16 protein-coding genes are annotated in these 20,442 nt (G+C 69.9%); 4 read left to right on the forward strand and 12 right to left on the reverse strand.

Annotated features, from left to right (window positions below):
* Positions 1-72: 72 nt before the first annotated feature.
* The 3 genes from KUM49_RS19620 to KUM49_RS19630 form a co-directional block, all read right to left on the reverse strand.
* The gene (locus KUM49_RS19620; protein WP_308406665.1) at positions 73-1,251 is read right to left on the reverse strand and encodes a DSD1 family PLP-dependent enzyme; all 1,179 of its coding nucleotides are present in this window, start codon (positions 1,249-1,251) and stop codon (positions 73-75) included.
* A complete protein-coding gene (locus tag KUM49_RS19625; protein ID WP_308406666.1) occupies positions 1,248-2,252 on the reverse strand; it encodes an ornithine cyclodeaminase family protein in 1,005 nt (334 codons plus the stop codon). Before KUM49_RS19625 ends, KUM49_RS19620 begins: the two co-directional genes overlap by 4 nt.
* A 409-nt stretch (positions 2,253-2,661) precedes the next feature.
* Complete coding sequence (locus tag KUM49_RS19630; RefSeq protein ID WP_308406667.1) at positions 2,662-4,464, reverse strand: galactose oxidase early set domain-containing protein; 1,803 nt, start codon at positions 4,462-4,464, stop codon at positions 2,662-2,664.
* A gap of 661 nt (positions 4,465-5,125) precedes the next feature.
* Here KUM49_RS19630 and KUM49_RS19635 point away from each other — a divergent pair.
* Positions 5,126-7,045 carry a Dyp-type peroxidase gene (locus KUM49_RS19635; RefSeq protein ID WP_254401415.1) on the forward strand — a complete coding sequence of 640 codons (1,920 nt, stop codon included), beginning with the start codon at positions 5,126-5,128 and terminating at the stop codon, positions 7,043-7,045.
* An 83-nt stretch (positions 7,046-7,128) separates the two neighbouring features.
* On the opposite strand, the gene KUM49_RS19640 is transcribed toward KUM49_RS19635, so the two are convergent.
* The 8 genes from KUM49_RS19640 to KUM49_RS19675 form a co-directional block, all read right to left on the reverse strand.
* A complete protein-coding gene (locus KUM49_RS19640) occupies positions 7,129-7,929 on the reverse strand; it encodes a bifunctional 2-polyprenyl-6-hydroxyphenol methylase/3-demethylubiquinol 3-O-methyltransferase UbiG (RefSeq protein ID WP_217238151.1) in 801 nt (266 codons plus the stop codon).
* Positions 7,926-9,122, reverse strand: coding sequence for a cytochrome P450 (locus KUM49_RS19645; RefSeq protein ID WP_217238152.1), 1,197 nt, complete (start codon positions 9,120-9,122; stop codon positions 7,926-7,928). The genes KUM49_RS19640 and KUM49_RS19645 overlap by 4 nt, the downstream gene beginning before the upstream one ends.
* A 21-nt stretch (positions 9,123-9,143) precedes the next feature.
* The gene (locus KUM49_RS19650; protein ID WP_217238153.1) at positions 9,144-10,403 is read right to left on the reverse strand and encodes an acyl-CoA dehydrogenase family protein; all 1,260 of its coding nucleotides are present in this window, start codon (positions 10,401-10,403) and stop codon (positions 9,144-9,146) included.
* Positions 10,400-10,807, reverse strand: coding sequence for a hypothetical protein (locus KUM49_RS19655; protein ID WP_217238154.1), 408 nt, complete (start codon positions 10,805-10,807; stop codon positions 10,400-10,402). Before KUM49_RS19655 ends, KUM49_RS19650 begins: the two co-directional genes overlap by 4 nt.
* Positions 10,804-11,250, reverse strand: a complete 447-nt coding sequence (locus KUM49_RS19660) for a hypothetical protein (protein WP_217238155.1) — start codon at positions 11,248-11,250, stop codon at positions 10,804-10,806. The genes KUM49_RS19655 and KUM49_RS19660 overlap by 4 nt, the downstream gene beginning before the upstream one ends.
* Positions 11,251-11,312: 62 nt before the next feature.
* A complete protein-coding gene (locus KUM49_RS19665; protein ID WP_217238156.1) occupies positions 11,313-12,950 on the reverse strand; it encodes a type I 3-dehydroquinate dehydratase in 1,638 nt (545 codons plus the stop codon).
* Positions 12,941-13,687: a nitroreductase gene (locus KUM49_RS19670; protein ID WP_217238157.1), complete on the reverse strand. Its 747-nt coding sequence runs from the start codon at positions 13,685-13,687 to the stop codon at positions 12,941-12,943. The genes KUM49_RS19665 and KUM49_RS19670 overlap by 10 nt, the downstream gene beginning before the upstream one ends.
* Positions 13,674-15,200, reverse strand: a complete 1,527-nt coding sequence (locus KUM49_RS19675; protein ID WP_217238158.1) for a hypothetical protein — start codon at positions 15,198-15,200, stop codon at positions 13,674-13,676. Before KUM49_RS19675 ends, KUM49_RS19670 begins: the two co-directional genes overlap by 14 nt.
* 738 nt (positions 15,201-15,938) lie before the next feature.
* Here KUM49_RS19675 and KUM49_RS19680 point away from each other — a divergent pair.
* The 3 genes from KUM49_RS19680 to KUM49_RS19690 all read left to right on the forward strand — a co-directional run bounded on the left by KUM49_RS19680 (position 15,939) and on the right by KUM49_RS19690 (position 18,936).
* On the forward strand, positions 15,939-17,336 hold the full coding sequence (locus KUM49_RS19680; RefSeq protein WP_217238159.1) for a glycoside hydrolase family 43 protein: 1,398 nt from the start codon (positions 15,939-15,941) through the stop codon (positions 17,334-17,336).
* Positions 17,337-17,461: 125 nt separating this feature from the next.
* On the forward strand, positions 17,462-17,995 hold the full coding sequence (cpt, locus tag KUM49_RS19685) for a chloramphenicol phosphotransferase CPT (RefSeq protein WP_217238160.1): 534 nt from the start codon (positions 17,462-17,464) through the stop codon (positions 17,993-17,995).
* A gap of 200 nt (positions 17,996-18,195) precedes the next feature.
* A complete protein-coding gene (locus tag KUM49_RS19690; protein ID WP_217238161.1) occupies positions 18,196-18,936 on the forward strand; it encodes a hypothetical protein in 741 nt (246 codons plus the stop codon).
* 106 nt (positions 18,937-19,042) lie between these two features.
* Here the strand turns inward: KUM49_RS19690 and KUM49_RS19695 are convergent, their stop codons facing one another.
* Positions 19,043-19,990 (reverse strand): hypothetical protein, encoded by a 948-nt coding sequence (locus KUM49_RS19695; protein WP_217238162.1) that lies wholly within the window; start codon positions 19,988-19,990, stop codon positions 19,043-19,045.
* Positions 19,991-20,442 lie beyond the last annotated feature (452 nt).

Here is a 20,442-nt window from a genome sequence, read left to right on the forward strand (position 1 = left end):
TGGCGCGGTCGTCGCCGCCGTCTCGGGAAGGCTCTCCTAGTTGGCCGCCATTCACGTCGCCGCCCCGTTCGGTCACCAGCCGGTGACGCGTTCCCAATAGGCCTGGATCGCCGGCGCGGTGTCCGTGGTCCGCGTTCCGTCGATGACGTGGTAGCCGTGGTGCTGGGCCGCGGTGGCGCAGGCGTGGTTGGGCAGGATGCGCAGGCGGGTGCCGATCCGCAGCTCGGGAAGGCGGGCGCCGTCGCGGGCGGTGAGGGTGCCGTGTTCCTGGCTTGCGGCCGTCATGACCAGACCCGGGATGAGGTTGCCGTCCAGGTCGGTGACCAGGCCGTAGCCCTGGTCCTGCGCCTGGGCCGCGGTGCCGCGGTCGCGGGACATGGCCATCCAGCCGCCGTCGGTGATGATCCACCCGTGTTCGGGACGGTGCCCGATGACGGTGACGACGACCGACAGCGCGAGGTCCTCGATGTGGCAGACGCCGAGGCCGGCCATCACCAGGTCGAAGAAGACGTAGTTTCCCGCGCGCAGTTCTGTGACTCCGGTGAGGTCGTCGACCGCGTGGGCGGTGGGGGTGGAGCCGACGCTGACGGTGGCCACGGGCAGGCCGGCCGTGCGCAGGCGCTCCGCCGCCGCGACTGCGGTGTCGCGTTCGTTCTTCGCCGCCAGGCGCTGTTCCTCGGCGGTGGTGGCGAAGTACGACTCGCCCGCGTGGGTCAGCACGCCGTCCAGGCAGCCCGCGTCGTGCAGGATGCGGCCGATCTCGGGGAGCGCGGGGGCGTCGGGCCTGACGCCCCCGCGGTGCCCGTCGCAGTCGATCTCGACCTGGGTGGGGATGGGAAGGCCGGCCTGGCGGGCGGCTTCGGCGACGAACGCGGCCTGCTCGGTGCTGTCCAGCAGGACGCGCAGGGTGACGCCGCGGCGCAGCAGTGCGAGGACGCGCGGGAGTTTGTGGGGGTCGATTCCGACGGCGTAGGTGATGTCCGTGTAGCCGCCGTCGGCGAACGTCTCGGCCTCGGCAAGGGTGGAGACGGTGACCGGGCAGGGTGTGTCGTCGTGCAGGAGACGGGCGACGTCGAGGCTCTTGGCCGTCTTCACGTGGGGGCGCAGGGCGACCCCGAGCCGGTCGGCCCTGGCTGCCAGACGCTCGACGTTGCGCCGGGTCTTGTGGATGTCGACGACGGCGAACGGGGTGTCGGGGTCGGCCAGAGTCCCTGCGAGGTCAGGGCAGTTGGCGCTTGCGGGGATGTTCACAGGGTGATGTCCATCTTCTTCAGGAGGGCCAGGCCCAGAAAAAGGTCCTGCAAGCCGATTCCGGAGCTGTCGAAGAGCGTGATGTCGCTGTCGGCGGTGCGTCCCGTGGCCCGGTGGGTGAGGACCTCGCCGAGTGGGGTGAGGACCGTCTCCGCGGGGGCGTGCTGGCTTTCGCCCATGCGGCGGGCCTGCTCGGGAAGGTCGCAGAAGACGCGGGCGCGGCTGAACAGTTCGGGTGGGAGTTCCCGCTTGCGGGGGGCGTCGGAGCCCATGCAGGAGATGTGCGTACCGGGGCGGACCCACGCGGCCTCGAACAGCGGCGGGGTGTCGGTCGTGGCGGTGGTGGCGGTGACGATCACATCGGCCTGGGCGCAGGCTTCCTCGGCGCCGACGCCACGGGCGTCGTGTCCTTGCGCACCCAAGGCCGCGGTCATCCGCTCGGCACGCTCGGCGGTGCGTCCCACGACCAGGACCTTGCCGATGGGCCGGACGCGGCTGACGGCCCGCACCTCGTGTGCCGCCTGGTGCCCGGTGCCGAAGACCGCCAGGGTGGTGGTGTCGGCGCGGGCCAGCAGGTCGACCGCGAGAGCGTCGGCCGCGGCGGTCCGGTAGGCGTTCGCGGTGCCGACCTCCAGGACGGCCGCGATCCTGCCGATCGTCTGGTCGAAAAGCAGCAGGGTGGAGTGGTGGCGCGGCAGTCCGTGCTCCGCGTTGCCCGGCCAGTAGGTACCGATCTTCACCCCGGCGTGCGTCGCGGACGCGGACGGCTTGAGGGTGAACCGGTTGCGGGGGTCGGACCCGTGCACGGCGAGACCGGGAAAGAGCGTGCCGTCCACCGTCGCGGCAAAGGCGGCGCGGGCCGCTTCAAAGGCCAGCTCCTCGTCCACGAGCGCGGCGGTCCGCTCCTCGGTGATGTGCAGCAGGCGGCGCGCAGCCGGTGGCGGGCCGGAGCCGGACAAGGGAGCGGGTGCGGGGTCGGTGGTCGGTCCGGCGGCGGTCACGAAACGTCCTTCACTTGGTGTGGTGTAGGGCGGTCACCCGGGACACGCCGAGCAGGTCCGCGATGGTCCATGGCGGTATCGCGGCATCCCGCGAGTCGAAGTGGCCGTCCTGGTGCGGCTGCCGTGCGAGTACGAGTGCCTTCTTGTCCGCCCTGCTCAGCGACCGGGCGGCCGTGATTGGATAAATAGTCCAGCTCTGGAAAATGAGTCTAAGTTGCCTTCCCGGTGGTTGTCCAGGGGGTCGATCGACGAAGCGACCCGGAAGTGGCAGTGACGGCTGTGCCGAGTCAGGGTGGACGGGACCCTGCCGTCGCGACGGCAGGGTCCCCGGGAGCGGTTCAGGTATGTCCGGCTCAGCTCCTGCGGCCGGTACGGCCGGCTGCCGGGGCGAGGTCCGGGTGGGGAGCCGTTAGTGGTTGCCCGACGCGGCCGTGCCCCGGGCGGGCTCGAGCTTCACCCACTTCGCGACGCTCGGCACCCCTCGCTCGTCCAGCAGGAACAGCATGTGCCACCCGGGCGGGGCGTCGGCCGCCGTTGCCGGGGTCTGCAGGCTCAGCGTGTTGCCGTCACGGTTGTTGATCTTCAGCTTCAGGTGGCGCTGACTGGGGTTCGTCGAGTGGGTGGCGGTCGTCGGCGCCACCAGGACGGCACTGGCGACCCGTCGCGGCGTGGAGGTCTGCACCGTGAAGGCGGAGTCGTAGTGCAGCGCACCGGCCGGGGCCCTGTTCAGCTGGGGCCGGTTGCCGACGTGCAGGTACCACGGCTCGAACATCTCGATGCTGCCGTGCATGTCGTCCTTGATGTCCGGGTCGTTGGCGATCTGCTGGGCCTCGTCGCCGGTGACCAGGATCCGCCCGTCGGGCATCAGGACCGCGTTGGAGTGGTAGCCGCGCGGCAGTCGCTGCACCGGACCGAGCGTCCAACTGCCGTTGTCGTCGCGCGATTCGGTGTGGCGGTACTTCGGCAGGGCGTTGGGGTTGTACAGGCCGTTGCCGTAGTTGCGGATGTGGAAGGAGCCGTTGACGGTGAACAGCTTGCCGTCCGGCAAGGTGAGGGTGCTGTCGTTCGCCCGGCCGAAAGCCCGGGGTTCGCGCTTGTTCCAGCTCTTCCCCTTGGTCAGCTCGTAGGTGTTCGCGTCGTCCCGATTGCCGCCGAGGACCAGGACCGAGTCCGGACCCCGGAAACCGTTGGGGAGGGCTACCGCGGAGCCGTAGATGCGCTCGGGGTTGCAGCCCTCACCGTTGCCGTCCCTGGTGTCCTTGCAGGGGACGTTGGGCCGGTCCGGCAGCTTCGCGCGCGTCTCCGTGTCCAGGTCGAAGACGTACTGTTCGTCGAGCATCCGGCCGAGGCCGTGGACTTTGCCGTCGCGCAGCGTGAACAGGTGCGGATAGTCCTTGGTGAAGGGCGCCCGGGCGCGAAACGTGTCGACCGGTACGTTCGCGGGCACGTCGCTCTTCTGCCACGGCACGGGGTGCGACCTGGCGGGGAAGCGCTCGACGACGGGTGTGGGGGTGCCCCAGCCGAGCTCCGACTGGCCAGACATGATGAGCAGCCGGCCGTCGGGGCCCTCCACGACTCCGGGGTACCACCGGCCGACCGACATGTCCGCGTTGCGGTGCCAGGTCTCGGTCCAGGGGTCGAAGACGAGTGACAGCTTGGCACCGCTGCCGCCGTTGCCGCCCAGGTTGCCTCCGAACACCCCCAGCATGCCGTTGGGCAGAAAGGCGTGGCCGGAGCAGAAGAACGGTGCCGGGCGCGCCTCGTTCTTGCCGTCCGGCATCACGACCATCGGCGGGGGGACGTTCTTGAACGCGTCGCGTCCCGTGCCCTTGGCCGGATCCCACAGGTAGGCGCGGCCGGCGTTCTCCTTGCCGATGACGTCGGTGGGGGCGGTCTCCTTCTGGGGGTTGTCCTCGACCGGTTCGAAGGAGAAGAGCAGCACCTTGCCGGTGGGCAGCATGGCGATGTGGTCGCCGTAGTCCGGTGAGGGGAAGTACTCCGCGAACCGGCCGAACTTCTCGGGTGCGTACCGCTTGTTGGTCTCCGCCTGGGACTCGGTCAGCTCCTTCAGCCTCGCCGTGCGGGTCGACTGGGGGTACTCGCCCAGCGCCTTGGCCGTGACCCGGAGACGGGCGTGCTCCTTCGCGTGCGCCTCGCCCAGGGTGGCGGCCTCGTCGTCTCTCATCTCCTTCTTGACCTGCCGCTCGGTCACACGGACCTTCTCGGATTCGCCCGCGTCGGTGCCTTCGCTGTGATGGGCACCGTCATGTGCGTACGCGGATGGCGCGGTCAGCACCGTCGCGGCGGTTACCGCGCAGACGACTGCGCGCGCCAAAAACGCCGCAGAAACTTTTTGTGGGGACATGGTTCTCCTTGCCGTCCGAGGGCGTGAGGGAACGGAATGCAGTGAAGAGAAAGCGGAAAGGTGGAGCGGAGAATCCGAAACGGAGAATCCGAAACGGAGAATCCGAAACGGAGAATCCGAAACGGAGAACGCGAAGCAGGGAACGCGTAACGCGGGACTCGAAACAGGGCACGTGAAACCGGGGAGAGAAAGGCGAAGGTGAACGAGCCCGGCGGGCATGCCTGAAGGGGCATTACCCAGCCTTTCCATCAATCGGCCCGCAGTAACATCCGAAAACGCTTGCGAGTCGTCACTCACTCCTTGCGCAGGAGTGTGTCACTACGGCTCAGTTGGTGGTGAATCGAGGCATCGGGGCAGGTGAGTGGGTGCGTGACGACCATGCGCTCCGCCATACAGGTGAACCCTGGGGGTTTTTATGGGGTCGATTAGAGCGCTTCCCTATCGTCAATTTCGACGGGGCAGCAGGAGTCGACATCGTTCCGCCGAATTCTCCGGAGGAAGTGCACGCATGGCCACAGCAACGACCGACCCCCACAACCTTTTCCTGCGCGAGGACGCCGAGACTCAGGGCGACGTGCTCGCCGGGTTCAAGAAAGACCACATGCAGCTGCTGTTCCTGCGGTTCGAGAGCCAGGAAATGGCTCGTACCTGGTTGAAGCAGTTGCGGCCGCTGATCGCCACGACCAAGCAGGTGGCGACATTCAACAGGGAGTTCTCCCGGGCCCGCTCGTACTCGGGCGGCGACGACCCGCGGAACCTGAACGCGCTCTGGTACGGCCTCAGTCTCACCTTCGAAGGCCTGAAGTTCCTCACCGGCCACAACCCGCTGCCCGGCGTCGACGGCAACAGCACCGACGGCCCGCTCAAGGCCTTCGTCGAGGGGCCGGCCAAGCGGGCGGCGGTGCTCGGTGACACGGGTCAGAACGCCCCGCAGAACTGGCTCTTCGGCAACTTCGGCGACGGACGGGTCCACGCGGTGCTCACCCTCGCCGCCGACCAGGCGCACGTACTGCGGGCCACTCTCGGAGACGTCCGGCAGGATCTCGCCCGCGCCGAGATCGTCACCGTCTACGAGCAGGAGGGCGCCACCCTGGAAGGCCCCCGCCGGGGCCGTGAGCACTTCGGCTTCAAGGACGGTGTCAGCGAGCCGGCGATCAAGCACCTCGATGAGCCCGACCCGGAGAACCCCGTCTACGAGAAGGGCCATCCCGGCACCATCCTCGTCAAACCCGGCGAGTTCGTCGTTGGGCTGGAGCGGGAGCGCCCGCACCCCCTGCCGTACCCGGAGTGGGCGCAGCACGGCTCTTTCCAGGTGGTGCGCCGGCTGGCCCAGGACGTCCCCGGCTGGTGGGCCGGCGTGGCCGCCCAGCTGAAGGTGCTGAAGGAGGCGAAGGGTGCGCCCCCGGAGGCCACGACCGAGTGGCTGGCGGCCCGGCTCGTCGGACGCTGGCGCTCCGGAACTCCGGTGGCGAAGTGCCCGCACGCGGACATGTCGTACAACGCGGAGTCGTCCAACGACAACCTGATCTCGTTCAGGGACGACCCCAGGGGAACGACCACCCCGCTCTGGTCACACCTGCGCAAGACCAACCCCCGCGACGGCTTCCCCGACCGGGACAAGAAGGGAGAGTTCCACCCGGACACCAAGTTCAACCACCGCCGGATCATGCGCCGCGGCATCCCGTACGGCCTGCCGTTCGACCCGTCCGCCTCGGCGCTCAACGGTCCGGACGGGCCGCGCGGCCTGGTGTTCGTCTGCTATCAGGCCGATCTCTTCCGGCAGTTCGAGTTCATCCAACGGGACTGGATGAACGACGAGACGTTCCCCAAGCCCAACCCCGACACCCACCACGAGCAGGTGGACCCGGGCCCGCTGCCCAACGGCGCCGACCCCGTGGCGGGCGAGGAGACGGTGGTCTGCTGGGAGCGCCCCCAGGGTGGCGAGCCGGTCGCGCTGAAGTTCGCCCAGTTCGTACGGACCGAGGGGGCGGTGTACGCCTTCGTGCCGTCGGTCTCGGTCATCGACCAGCTGGCCGAGGGCCGGATGAACACCAACATGGTCGTCTCGGGCCTGACGATCTTCACGGTCAACAGTTTCGACAACACCGAGCGTGACACGGTCGACTCGGGCACGGTGCGGCTGGTGCTCCGGGACGACGGCAACCTCGTGGTCATCGACAACAGCAACGACAGGATCCTGTGGGCCACGGACACCGCCAACCCGGCCGGCGCGAAGACACAAGCCAGGTTCCAGGACGGGGAGTTCTTCGTCTGCACCGTGAAGGAGCGCAACCAGATCGACCAGAAGCTCTGGACCTCCGGCACCGCGGGCCGACCAGAGGCGAAGCTCGTCGTCCAAGCGGACGGCAACGTGGTGATCTACCACCATGGTGAGGCGATCTGGCACACGGACACGGCACTGCGCTGAGACCCACCGCGCGCGTCGGCCCCCTCGGCAGCCCACCCGCCCCACCAGGGGCGGGTGGGTTCAGCGTCGGCCCGCCGGGACCGTCAGTCCGTCGGACCGAGGAGGCAGCAGTGCTGCCGTTCCGGCGCGACCGGCGGACGTATCTCGGCGGTAGGGAAGAGCGATCTCGCGTGGTCCGGACTCCACAGCACGTCGTACCGCCCGCACGGGCCGATGGGGGCGCGGGCGTCGAACAGCAGGGTGTGGTCCACGACCGCGCACCAGGGCGCCTCCTGCGCGTGCTCGACGGCGGCGTCCAGGTGCGCCGGAACCGGCCGTGGCTCCGACGTGCTCCCCAAGGAGCGGCTGTTGAGCCGCCACCGCACGTTGGACTCCTGTCCCTCGCCCCGTGGCGCCCAGTTGGGGGCGATGAAGGTGAAGGCGAGCACCCCGCCGTCGGCCAGCAGTGACCGCAGCGCACGCACGAGTTCCACGGTCTCGTGGTCCGGTGTGTGGGTGAAGACGGAGTAGGCGAGGACGTAGTCGAAACGCGGCGTCAGTGCGGGCGGGTCAAGCCCGGGGACCCCGCCGGGATGGAACTGCGGGTTGTACCGGTCGTAGAAGATCCAGTGCGCCTGCGGTCGGCGTCGGCGTCCCTCCTCGATCGCGGTCCGGGACACGTCCACGCACCAGTACAGCGACGGCTGGACGCGGCCCGCGGCCTCCTCCAGGAACGTGCCGACGTTCCCGCCGAAGTCCAGCACCCTGCGCCCGGACCAGTCCGGCCGGCCGAGTTGGGCATCGAAGTAGGCGAACTGGCCGGTCTTCGTCGAGATGGAGGACACCCGCCGGGGCCGGGCGTCGCCGCGGCGCGGAAGGGGCTGCCGTCCGGGAAGGGTGCTCACCAGGTGACGGGAAGGGCGGCGACGGCCTGGATGCGCTGGTGCTCCTTCCAGCCGGCGGACGCTTCGGGCGCCGCCGGCCGCAGGTTCGGAAAGCGGGCGAGCAGCGAGGTGAGGGCGATCCGCAGTTCCGCCCGCGCCAGATGGGAGGCGAGGCAGCGGTGGATGCCGTGGCCGAAGGCCACATGCGGATTGGGGTCACGGCCCAGGTCGAGGCGCTCGGCGTCGGTGAAGACGTCCGTGTCGTGGTTGGCGGAGTTGATCGAGACGACGACGGACTCTCCGGCACGGACGGTGATCCCGGCGATGTCCACGTCCTCGGTGGCCACCCGGATCTGACCGTCCCTCAGCACCAGGTGATACCTCAGCAGTTCCTCCACCGCTCCCTCCACGAGCGCGGGGTCCTCCCGCAGCCGTGCGAGGTCGGCGGGCCGGCGCAGCAGTGTGCCCAGGGCGGAGGCCAGGACGGCGGTGACGACCGTGTGGCCCGCGAACAGCAGACTGACGCCGACGCCGGTCAACTCGGCGTCGGAGAGCGCACCGTGCTCGTCGTGAGCGGTGACCAGGCTGCTGAACAGATCGTCGCCGGGCGCCGCGCGCCGGGCGTCCATCAGGGCGGCCAGGTAGTCGCACATTTCCCGCTGAGCCGCCGTGATGCGCTCCAGGGGGCCCTTGCCGTTCATGGTGTCCGCCAGGGTCAGGATCCGGTCGCTGTCCCCGGCCGGGACGCCCAGCCAGGCGCAGATCACGGCCACGGGCAGGGGGCGCGCGAAGTCGGCGACCAGGTCGGCGGGCGGGCCGGTCTCGGCCAGGGTGTCGAGCAGACCGTCGGTGATCTTCCGGATCACCGACAGCGACCGGTGGACCTGCCGCGCCCTGAACTCCGGCATGACCAGCCGCCGCAGCCGGGCGTGGTCCGGCGGCTCGGTGTCCCGGAGGAGGGTGACACCGGACGGGAAGGGGGTGGTGAACAGCCGGGGCGCGTCGGGCCCGGTGTGGGCGGTGACGCTGAAGCGCCGGTCACGCAGTACGTGACGTACGTCCTCGTACCGGGTCACCAGCCACACCTCGTGTCCGCTGGCGACGACCACACGGGTCGCCGGTTCGTTCTCGCGCAGATGGGCCAGCCTCTCGAACACCTCGGCGTGGTCACGGGTGTCGAAAGGAAAAGCCACGGGCGGGCTCGGGACGGGCATCGAAGCCACTCCTCACGCGACTCAGGGTTTGTGGAAGGACGGGTCGTGGTGCTCACCGAGTGCGGCACGGCCGATGGTGGCGAGGATGTGGTCGTCGTTGTCGTGGCGCTGGTAGAAGGTCAGGTCGCGCAGGATCCGCTCCACCGGGCTGGGGCGGACCAGGCTGCGGGCACCGCAGGCACGGATGCAGTGGTGCACGGTCTCCTCGGCCAGGTGCTCGATGACATGGCGGGCCTTGCTGCCGGCGATCCTGGCCTCGTCCGCCCGGCCCTCGTCCCACAGCGCGGCGACATGGCGCAGCCACAGACGGGCCGTGTCCACGTTGACCGCCATGCTGCCCGCCCGCTGCCGGACGTACGGGTCGGCCCCCTTGTCCTGCTTCTTGATGTACGCCAGCCCGTAGGCGCACGCGGCCTGGGCGGCGCCCAGGAAGCTGGAGGCGTAGTGGGGGACGAAGGCGGCCTGCCACTGTCCGGTGAGATAACTGCCGGGCGGGCCGATAAGGCGGTCGCGGGGGATGAACGTGTCGTTGAACCGCACCATGTGGCTGACCGTCGCGCGCATGCCCACCGGGTCCCACCACGCACTGTCGACGGTCACGGTCGGGTCGGACAGATCGCAGGCGAGCATGAGCAGTTCGCTGCCCGCGATCCCGCCGCCTGCGGCTGCCGGGACGTTCGGGGCGGGCCGCGCGTGCCGGGCTCCGCCGGGTCCGGCCGGGTCGACGAACAGGATGGCCCACTGGGCGCCGGTGGCGCTGGTGGCGAACGCCTTCGTGCCCCGTACCGTCCAGCCGCCCTCGACCGGGGTGAGCACGGTGCCGAAACGGCTGGTCTCCCCGGGCTTGGGGGCCCGGGGCTCGCCGCTCCAGGCCACCCACTTCTCCCCGCGCTCGACCACGCCCGCGAACCAGCGCCGCTTCTGCTCGGGCGTTCCCAGGGCGTCGATGAGCACCAGGGAGTTGGCGTGCCCCTCCCAGCAGCGCGCCAGTGACAGATCGGCCGAGGCGAGGGTGGTGGTCAGTTCCCACAGGGGCAGTGTGTTGCGCTGCTGCGGGCCCAGGCCCAGTCCGCCGTACTCGCGCGGTACGGCGGCCGCCAGCAGACCGGCCGTGAACAGGTCGTCGAAGTCCTCGGCCGGGAAGGCGGCCCTGCGGTCGTAGTCGTCCGCGCGGGCGGAGAACGTCTGCGTGGCCAGCTTCTCCGCGCGGTCGAGGGCGACTTGGTCTCCGAGGACCGGACCGTGCGGATGGTGAGGGCCGTGCGCCAGGTCGGCGGTCATGGGAGAGGTGCCCCTTCCGGTGGTTCGGACGGCTGGGGGAGTCCCGGACGGTAGTAGTGGGCCCGGTACATCACAGGCGGCACCCGCTGGTCGTCGGGGTGGGCCGTGTGGATGTCGATGGTCAGCAGGCCGCGGTTGAGATAGCCGCACAGGACGGCGGCCCGGACGCCGAGCCGCCCCTCGGCGAGGAAGCCCACGGCCGGGCCGTCGCCGCCCGCGTCGACCAGTGGTGTGGCGGCGAGTGCGGTGTGGGTGTCGGGGACGCCGGGGCCGCCCTCGGCGATACTCAGCGCGAGCCGGCCCTCGTCCTCCACGGCGTCGACGAGCCGGATGCCGGTGGCGGTGGTGTCGAAGTTGACCCAGCCGCCGGTGAGGTCGCCCAGGCCGGTGTGCGGTGCCGTCATACGGCCTCCTCCGCCCGGTGGAAGAACGAGCGGGTCCACTCGCCGGGGCCCCCGCCGTCGAGGGGCACGCTGGAAGCGGTGGTCACCAGGATGCCGGTCTTGTAGTAGGCGGACAGGACGGTGCGGAGGTCGCCGAGTTCGTAGACGGCGCAGAAAGACCAGGCCACGGATGGCGCGCCGGGCGCGGTGTAGACGGCCGCCGGTGCCTCGCCCCAGTCGCGCGGCTGCCGGCCCGCCGGGGAGCGGCCGGCCGCCGCCGGGCTGCCGAGGGCCCGTACGGACAGGCCCTTTCCGCACTCGGCGACGGTCAGCCGGAGCGGGCCCTTGGACACCGCTCCACGGTCGGTGTTGAGCCAGTCGCCCAACAGGGCCGATACGTCAGGGCCCTCCGGTGCGGGCGGCTCGGCCGATGACGGCGTACCTGCCGTCGAGCGGATGGTCATGACCTGGTCTCCTTCCCCAGAGGTTCACCCTGCGGTCTTCCGACAGGGGTGTCCTGGCCGTGTCATGGGCCGGGTGCCAGTCGTAGGCCGTCGGCCGGCCCGAGGGAGGCGCCGGTGCCGGTCTGTCCGGGCGGGCCGACCGCCCGGGACCGCGCACGGTCGGCGCACAGGGCGCGCAACGGCACTTCGGGAGGGATCCGATGCCCCGTCAGCAGCCGGAACTGCTCCTGGACCTCGACGAGCAGCACCTCCCAGCCGTCGATGCCCAGCAGCCCGCGGGCGCGCGCCGCCTCCATCAGCGCGCTGGGCGGGTCTCGGTACGCCATCTCCAGCACGGTGGCCTCGGGGTCGGCCGTGGCGACGTGGAAGGGCGGCCGCTCCACCAGCGGTGTGGCCTGTACCAGTACGCCGTAGCCGGCGGCGCTGAACTCGGACAGCGGTACGTACGGGACGCGCATGCGCCGTGCGCAGTCCCGGCCCCGTGCCTGTCCCCGGTTGACGAGGGTCACCTGAGCCCCTGCCTCCAGCAGGGCCAGGGCGACCGCTCGCCCGGCCCCGCCGCATCCGACGACCGCCGCCCGAAGGCCCGCCGGGTGGATGCCTGCCCGGGCCAGGGTGTGCAGAGCCCCGACCGTGTCCGTGGTGTCGGCCCGCCACAGCCCCTCCTCCTGCCACAGGAGGTTCGCCGCACCGCACTGCCGGGCAGTCGGGCTCGCCACGTCCGCCAGCCCGAGGGCGGTCTCCTTGTGGGGGGCGGTCACGGTCAGCCCCCGCACGGGCAGTCCGCTGTCCTCGCCGAAGCGGACCGCGGCCCGCCAGAACGGCGCCAGAGTCTCCGCCTGGAACGGGAGATACAGCGCCGGTATGCCCAGCGTGCGCAGCGCGGCGTTGTGCAGGCGCGGCGACAGCGAACGCCCCGGGTTGCGGCCCGCGATGCCGAAGAGGCCACGCAGCCGGGGCAACTCGGGCAGCCCGTAGTCGGTCACCAGTTGCTCGACGCTCGGCATGCCGTCCGGGCCCGGTGCCGAGACCCGGCCGAACACCACGGGCGCGCCCAGCCAAGGGGCCAGAACGCGGGTCCAGGTGCCGGCCGGTCCGGACGCGAACGCGGTGACATCCCCGCGCCCGAGGCCGGCCAGCAGCGAAGGAGCCGCCGTGACGCCGTCCTCCGGCGCATGCTGTGGCCGCGCGCCCAGGGAGCGGACGTCGAGGAGGTACAGCGCCGCGGATACGGCCTGCAGCGCGGCGAACCGCCCCCGCAGCGCGGCGTGGCCGTCTGTGCCCTGCCCGGCGTCCTGTCCGGTCGGAAGGGTCCCGTGCCATGAGACACGGCGCCGTCGGGCGGGCACGGCGGCCAGCAGCTCCGGCCGCGCCAGATCGTGGGGCCACTCCAGATCGACCACGTCGTAGTGGTCGGCCGCGCGCAGCAGACGCGTGAACCGCTCGACCGGGACGAGGTCGCGGCCCTCGCCCCGCGCACGGGTGCGCAGACAGTACGTCAGGGTGCCCGTGAAGTGCTTGCGCAGCTGGGCGGGATCGGGGTCGCCGAGCAGGTCGGCCCGTACTTCCAGGGAATCGGCCACCCCGTCGAGGGAGCGCAGACGAGTGCTGTCGAGGTCGTCGGGTTCGGTGGCCACAGCCACCAGTCGGGCCCGGCGCACCGCACCAGAGCGGACGCTGCTCCGATCGGTCAGCTCCAATGAACGTACTCCTCCAGTCGAGCCCGTGTCGGGACGAACCGGTTGACCGGGGCCGCCTCGTCGGGGTATCCGACGGCCATGGTGCAGACGATGATCCGGTCGGCGTCGATGTCCAGCTTCCGTCGCAGCGCGTCCGCGTAGCCCACGACGCTGAACTGCGGGCAACTGCCGAGTCCTCGGGCCACCAGGCCGAGCATGACGTTCTGCAGGAAGAGTCCGGCTTCCAGGAACGTCCCGGGTACCGCGTCGCCGGAAACGTGGCAGACCAGGGCGGCCGGCGCGCCGTAGAAGCGCAGGTTGTCGCGGAAGTGAGCCCGGGCGGCCGAGGCGTCGTCGGGGGCGTGACCTTTGGCGCACAGCACTCCGGACAGGGCCGTGCGGGCGCGTTCGGCCGCGGTGTCGTCGAGCGTGGGCGTCCGGTTCGGGCAGTCCGGCCGTGGACGCTCTCCGCGGTCGAAGCCCTCGCAGAGCGTGCGGGTCAGCGCGTCCAGCGGGCTGCCGGTCACCACCGTCATCCGCCACGGCTGGACATTGCGGCTGGAGGGCGCCTGACCTGCGGTGAGAAGCACCTCGGCCAGAACGTCCCGGGGGATTGGCCGTTCGAGGAAGGCGCGCTTGCAGTGGCGGGACGCGATCAGGGACAGGCCGTCGTACGGCGGGCCGCTGCCCGCGACGCCGTCGTACGTCACGGCCTCCCTCGCCGGGTCCTGGTACCCGGGCTCGTCATGGACCGTCATGGGTGACTCCCTCCCTCGCGCCTCGACCGAGCCCGGCAGTGCGGACGTCGGGTCCGGGATCACAGTCCAGGAACTCGTGCAGACGGGTGCGGACCAACTCCTGGATGCGGCCGGCGCACTGGAGGTAGACCTCGGGTGGCTGCCCCTCGGGGTTGGGGACGTCACCGTGCGGGTCCAGGCAGAGAGTGCGGCTCTCCGCGTCGGGCGCCAGGGCGACCACCGCGTCGCGGTGCGAGCGCGTCATGCAGTAGATGACAGAGCTGTCGCGACACAGCCGGGGGGTGATCGGCCGCGCCCGGTGCCGGCGGGGGTGTACGGGGCCGGGCACCCGCCGTATGCCGAGCTCGGCCAGAGCGGTCCGGGCGGCGGGGACCAACGGTGCTCCGGGCCGTGCGGGGGAGACTCCCGCACTGGCGAAGCGCACGCCCCGCGCGCCGGCCCCCGCCTGCCTGGCATGGGCACGGGCGATGACCTCCGCCATGGGCGAGCGGGAGGTGTTGCCACCGCAGACGAACAGCACCCGCCGGGTGGGTGTGTCGTGTTCCCGCCACCAGGACACCGCCGCCGGGTAGGACAGGGACGCCATGGCGGTGACGATGAAGACGAGCGCGAGAAGCTGAGCGTTCCCCGGCACCGGGAGCCCGGCCAGCCCTGCGAGGGCGTACGAGGCGACGAGGCCGGACAGCAGACTGGCGCACCGGTTGGCCGGGACACACCAGGTGTACACGCGGGGATCGAGGTAGATCAGCGTGCCGAAGACGAACAGCACCTCGTAGGCCATGCCGATGCCGACGGCCGCCCAGGCGGTGGGAGTGCCGAGGAAGGTGGTGAACCCGGTGCGTAACTCCGGTTGCCCGGCCAGGGCCGCTGACGCCAGGATGCCGACCAGGAAAACGGGCGCGGCTGCGTGCTCCTCCACGAAATAACGGCGATCGGTTTCCTTCACTCCGGTCTTGGCCACGCGGCTCATGATCTCGAACCGCCCCACGTACCCCACGAGATAAGTGAGCACACTCAACACCGTCGCCACGGTGAGGTGATAACTGGCCACATCGCCGAGAGCCACCGAAACAGCCAGCAGACTGAAAGCCAGTCCGGCCCACGCCGAACCGGGAACCTTCCGTTTGCGCGCCGAGTCGACCAGTGGGGAAAGGATGAGTACACCCCCGCGCATAAGAAGCAGCACGAGAAGGATGGAGACACCGGCGAAGGTGAAATTCAGCGTTGTGGTGGCGATGATGAGCGAGGTGAAGAATCCCGCCAGCAGCGTTGCCCGTACCGGTGTGCGGACGCGGCCCGTCCCGGGAATCTCACGCTGCCGTGCGTAGCGCCACCAGCCGCTAGCCATAAGGAAGAGTGGCATCACGGCGAGTTGGCCAAGGGCGGCGGCCGGCAGTAGCACCAGACCGTCGACCGGTTCCCCGGCCAGCGGCGAGACCCCGCTGGACACCGCCTTCACGAGTATGGCGTAGGGAATATAGGCAAGAAAGTATCCGAGTGCGAGCCAAGCCATTCGCGTGACCCTCCGGGAGTTCCCCAGCAGTCATGCCGGTATTTCTCGGCGAAATATGCGGAAGAACTGTGTCGAAGATTTACGTCCCCGCCGGTCCATGCGTCGATCAATGCGCCGACCTTGACGAGTGTGCAGGGATCCCGTGTCCTGCGCAAGAGCCCCGCCTTCTCCGATCTGCAGGAAGGTTTCATTCAGGACACGGAAATCGGCGTATTATCTGACGTCGCATGGGCGCCCGATTTCTCTGTTATGGCGTGCGCCCCTCTGTGCGCCGGTCGAATGCGTCCATTCTCTGCTCGTGCTACTTGCGTGCCTGCTGGAGGGCCCGTAAAGAGCGGAAAAGGAACGTGGTACTCAGGTGGAGATCGAGGCGTCCGGTGGTCTGACTGAGTGGTGAGCCATGGCCGGCCGGGCGGAGCGAGGCCTGGTTGCGTGGAAGAGGGCGGCGGCCGGAACCCGCTCAGTGTTGGCGGCCGGCGGCCGGCGGTTGGCGGTTGGCGGTTGGTCGGCAGGGGGCTCCGCTGAGACGCCCCCTTTCCACGCCCCCTTTCCACTGGAATCGGGGAGGAACGTCAGAACCGTTGACGCGCACTCGCCTCACCTCTACCTTCTGATCGATTCACCGAACTGGGTTCGAAATATCGATCACATGGTGTTGTACGTAGAGGTCCTCCCACCCGCCGGTCCTCCCGCTCGGCGCGGCCACTCACCCGCCCCCGCACGCACTCTGGAGAGCACATGAGCGCAAGTCCCAGCCCCGGTTCCCACCCGTCGCGCCGACTGTTCCTCGGCATGGCCGCGACCGTGCCGCTGGCCGTGACCGGAACGCTGACCGTCGGCGCACTGCCCGCCTACGCCGCGGACTCGGCCTACGTCATGGGTTACTTCACCGAGTCCACGACCATGCTCGAGGCCGACTATGGCCTGCACCTGGCGGTGAGCACCGACGGACTGCGCTGGATGCCGCTGAACCAGAACAACCCCGTGGTCACCCCCACCGAGGGCGCGGGCGGTCTGCGTGACCCGTTCATCATGCGCAAGCAGGACGGCACCTTCGTCGTGCTCGCCACGGACCTCAAAGGCACCGACTGGAACTACAACAGCCAGTACATCCACGTCTGGGACTCCGCGGACCTGCGCACCTTCACCGGCTACCGCCGCGTGAAGCTGCACGACATGGTCACCCACAGCTGGGCGCCGGAGGCATTCTGGGACGCCGGCCGCGGCCAGTACGGAATCATCTACTCGTCCGTCAACTCCAGCGGACACAACGTGATCATGGTCAACTACACCACCGACTTCCGGACGGTCACCTCCCCGCAGGTCTTCTTCGACCCCGGCTACGACATCATCGACGGCGACCTCGCCGTGGGCGTGAACGGGGTCAACTACCTGTACTACAAGAGGGACCAGAAGCTCGTCGGCGCGCGGTCCACCACCCTCGCCCCCGGCAGCTTCACGCCCTTCAGCACCCCGGTTGCCCACGGCGGCACCGAGGCCCCGACCCTGGTGAAGTCCCTGACCTCCAGCACCTGGTACCTGTGGGGCGACACGTACACGCCCAACGGAGTCTTCTACGTCTGGCAGAGCAACGACCTCGCCGCCGGCACGTGGACCGCACTGGACCAGCGCGCCTACACCCAGCCCCTCAACTCCAAGCACTGCGCCATCGAGACGATCACCACGACCGAGTACAACAACCTCGTGGCGAAGTGGGGCTCACCCGCCTGGAACCGGCTGAAGTCCTACAACTACCCGGCCCGCTACGTCCGCCACGCCAACTCCGTCGGCCGTATCGATGCCTACCCGTTCGACCCGTACCCCGACTCGCAGTGGAAGCTCGTGCCCGGCCTGGCCGACAGTGCGGGTGTGTCCTTCCAGTCGGTCAACTACCCCACCCGCTATCTGCGCCACTACAGCTACAACCTGCGACTCGACGAGAACGACGGCACCTCGACGTTCGCCGCCGACGCCACGTTCTACAAGACCGCCGGCCTGGCCGACGCCTCCTGGTCGTCCTTCCGCTCGTACAATTTCCCGACCCGCTACATCCGGCACACCGACTACGTCCTGCGTATCGACCCGATCTCCACCACCACCGAGAAGGCCGACGCCACCTTCTTCGTCGGCTACTGACGGGCGACTGACCAGCCGGACGTCATGCGGTGGCACTTCGGGACCACGCGGGGGCGGATTCCCCGGCCCCGAAGTGCTGCCGCAATTCGATTGGTGCCGTGTCGAAGACGCCCTACTGTGGCGCGGTGACGACTCAGGTGATCATTCTCAACGGTGGTTCCAGCTCGGGTAAGTCCGGGATCGTCCGGTGTCTGCAGGCCGTACTGCCCCATCCGTGGCTGGCGTTCGGGGTCGATTCGTTCGTCGACGCGATGCCCGCGCGGATGCGGGCGTCGGACGAGGGAATCACGTTCGCCCCGGACGGCCGAGTGAGCGTCGGAGCGGACTTCCGGGCGCTCGACGCGGCCTGGATCGAGGGCATCGCGGCAATGGCCCGTGCCGGCGCCAGGGTCATCGTCGACGACGCGTTCCTCGGCGGCGCGGCATCCCAGGAACGGTGGCAGAAGGCTCTCGGCGGACTGGACGTGCTGTGGGTCGGCGTCAGGTGCGAGAGTGCGGTCGCCGCAGGCCGTGAGGTCGCACGAGGAGACCGCGTCCAGGGAATGGCCGCGTTGCAGGCGGATGTGGTGCACCAAGGAGTGACCTATGACCTGGAGGTCGACACGACGCACACCGAATCCCTGATGTGTGCGCGGGCCATCGCCGCCCATGTCGGCTGATCGACGGAGCCGCACCCTCGGTCAGTGTGTGAGCCCCAGAACGAGCACCCAGCCACAGCCGGCTCGAGTCGGCACGGTCTTCCTGTGAAGTGGCAGTGAAGATTCGGGACTTGGGGGTATCCGGGGACATACGTCCGGACTTCACGGGCGTCACACAACACGGCATGGCCGGCGCAAGGACCGGCCGGAAGGGCGGAAACATGGTGGTAGCCAGGACGCGGACCACTTGTGTGCTCGGTGCGCTCCTCGGGGGCGCGCTCCTTGTCTCCGGGTGCGGAGACGATTCCTCCGACGACGCCTTCTCGGGGCAGAAGGCCGATGACATCGCGGCCAAGGCAGTTGCCGCCACCGACAAGGCGTCCTCTGTCCACATGAAAGGGACCGCCAAGGTCAAGGGGGCAAGCACAGTCGGACTCGACATCCGAGTGGACGACCAGGGCAACTGCACCGGAACCATCAGCGGCGACGGCGCCCGGGCCCAGTTGTTACGCAGTAAGGGCGGCGACGTCCTGATCAAGGGCGACCGTGCCTTCTGGACCAACTCGGCGCGCGCGGGCGGCGGTGACGCCAAGCAGGGCGAGCAGCTCGCCGGCAAGTTGGCGGGCAAGTGGGTCACCGCTCCCGCGGACGGACCGGACGCCGCCTTCTGCGACAAGAAGCGGTTCTTGGCCTCCATGGACCAGGACAAGACCGAACGGCAGGGGATGAAACGCGGGACAGAGACCGAGGTCGATGGCGAGGATGCCCTCACCCTGGAGAAGGAGCAGGAGGGCAACCGCATCAGCATGCATGTCGCCACCGAGGGGGAGCCCTACATCCTGAAGGCCGCGACCGCGGGCTCCGAGGACAGCACCATGACCTTTGACGACTACGGCGAGAAGGTCAAGGTGCAGCCGCCGTCCCAGGACGAGATCGTCGACCCGGCGGACACGCAGGCATAACCACCGGGCTCCACTTCCCTTGACCGAGGATGCGCTCGGGGGCGCAGCCGCGCCCGCACACAACGAAGAGGCGACCGTCGCGGCGCATGCGTTCGCGGTACGGCGCTCATGTGCCAGGTGCGTCGAGGCTGTCCACCTCCTGGGCGGCCTCGCGTGCTTGTCGTTCGGCGCGGGCCAGGGCGTCGGCCGCCGCCTGCCGCCGTTCCTCGGCTTCCTGTTGCTCCTGCTCGGCTTGCTGGAGGGTTTCGCTTGCCTGTTGCAGTTGTTGTTCGGCCGCGGCCACTTGTCGACGGGCCTGGACCTGACGGTCCCGCGCTCGTTTCAGCTGCGCATCCGCGTCCGACTCGGCTGTGCGTTGATGACGGAGATGCTGCTCGGCCGCTTTGGCCGCCTTTCGCGCTCGGGTCAGTTCCTCCTGTCGGCGGCGGCGCCGGTCGGCGAGTTCGTCCTTCGCCTTGGGCCGCGCCGACGGCTGCGCGGCCTTTCCCTGGGACCGCTGGGACGGCTTGGGAGGCCTGGACGGCGGGCCGGCCGCCGCGGGGGTGGCGGTGGGAAACGTCGATGGCGGGACGAGAGCGGATGTCAGGCGGCCGGTGGCCCACTGGTCGGCCGCGTCCTGGTCGGCGAGTACGGCGCGCAGGGTGGCTTCGACGTCCTGCTGAGCGGTGTCCGACAGCCGGTGACCGGCGTTCCGGGCGAGCTGTGCGGTCTGCCGGGACAGGGCGGAGACGACACTGCGGCGCTGCTCCGAAAGCTCCTTGACCCCGTCGGCGTCCAGGGTCTGGTAGGCGTCGCGCAGCGCCTGCCCCAGCTCGAGGAAGCGCCGGCTCTCGTCCGGCTGGGAGCGCAGCAGCAGGTTGGCCGCCCAGGCCGCGAGGGTGGGGCGGCGGGCGGCATGGATGCGGCGGGCATCCTCCACGTGGCCGCCGGTCCTGGCGGCGGCGGCAAGGACCTCCCGGCGGGCCACGAAGTCGGACGGCGCCGTCGCGTACAGCTCGTCCAGAGCGGCCTCCACGTCGTGCCCCGCGCCGCCCCGGCCGCTCTTACGCTGCATGCTTTTCAGGGTCCACCGAGCCCGGCCACCGCGCACCCCGGCAGGCAGTTGCTCTGCCCTCAGCCGCTGACCGGCACCCGAATCGGTGATCGTTTCGCTCAGTCGGTGTGCAGCTCTCGGACCCTGCCCGCTGCCAGATGGAGCTCGTACGGCCCCAGCAGTCGGCGGCAAGTGTCGCGACCAGCACTCCGCAGGTGCATGCCTGGTTCATCCCACCGTCCGCGCTGGGACCGCAGCATGCCATCCCGCTGCTCGGACGCCTGACGAGATCCCGGGCGTCCTCCGGGTGGAGGACGAAATTGCCCCGTGGGCCCGCCGAGGTGAGCGGGCCACGTTCGTCGTCCATCCATGGACCGTGCGGGTCTGCGGGTCCTCCGTCTCGGCCGGGACGAGGGACGGCCCCCACGGCTCCGTCTCGACCGCATAGCGGCCCCTGGGCATGGTCGCCGGGG

The organism is Streptomyces sp. AC555_RSS877 (assembly GCF_019049245.1).
Lineage (GTDB): Bacteria > Actinomycetota > Actinomycetes > Streptomycetales > Streptomycetaceae > Streptomyces.

Bases quoted from the DNA above. Each gene is read 5' to 3' on its own strand.
- KUM49_RS19635 (WP_254401415.1), top strand. From the start codon at position 5,126: ATGGCCACAGCAACGACCGACCCCCACAACCTTTTCCTGCGCGAGGAC.
- KUM49_RS19645 (WP_217238152.1), bottom strand. From the start codon at position 9,122: ATGCCCGTCCCGAGCCCGCCCGTGGCTTTTCCTTTCGACACCCGTGAC.
- KUM49_RS19650 (WP_217238153.1), bottom strand. From the start codon at position 10,403: ATGACCGCCGACCTGGCGCACGGCCCTCACCATCCGCACGGTCCGGTC.
- KUM49_RS19655 (WP_217238154.1), bottom strand. From the start codon at position 10,807: ATGACGGCACCGCACACCGGCCTGGGCGACCTCACCGGCGGCTGGGTC.
- KUM49_RS19660 (WP_217238155.1), bottom strand. From the start codon at position 11,250: ATGACCATCCGCTCGACGGCAGGTACGCCGTCATCGGCCGAGCCGCCC.
- KUM49_RS19670 (WP_217238157.1), bottom strand. From the start codon at position 13,687: ATGACGGTCCATGACGAGCCCGGGTACCAGGACCCGGCGAGGGAGGCC.
- KUM49_RS19675 (WP_217238158.1), bottom strand. From the start codon at position 15,200: ATGGCTTGGCTCGCACTCGGATACTTTCTTGCCTATATTCCCTACGCC.
- KUM49_RS19680 (WP_217238159.1), top strand. From the start codon at position 15,939: ATGAGCGCAAGTCCCAGCCCCGGTTCCCACCCGTCGCGCCGACTGTTC.
- KUM49_RS19690 (WP_217238161.1), top strand. From the start codon at position 18,196: ATGGTGGTAGCCAGGACGCGGACCACTTGTGTGCTCGGTGCGCTCCTC.
- KUM49_RS19695 (WP_217238162.1), bottom strand. From the start codon at position 19,990: ATGCAGCGTAAGAGCGGCCGGGGCGGCGCGGGGCACGACGTGGAGGCC.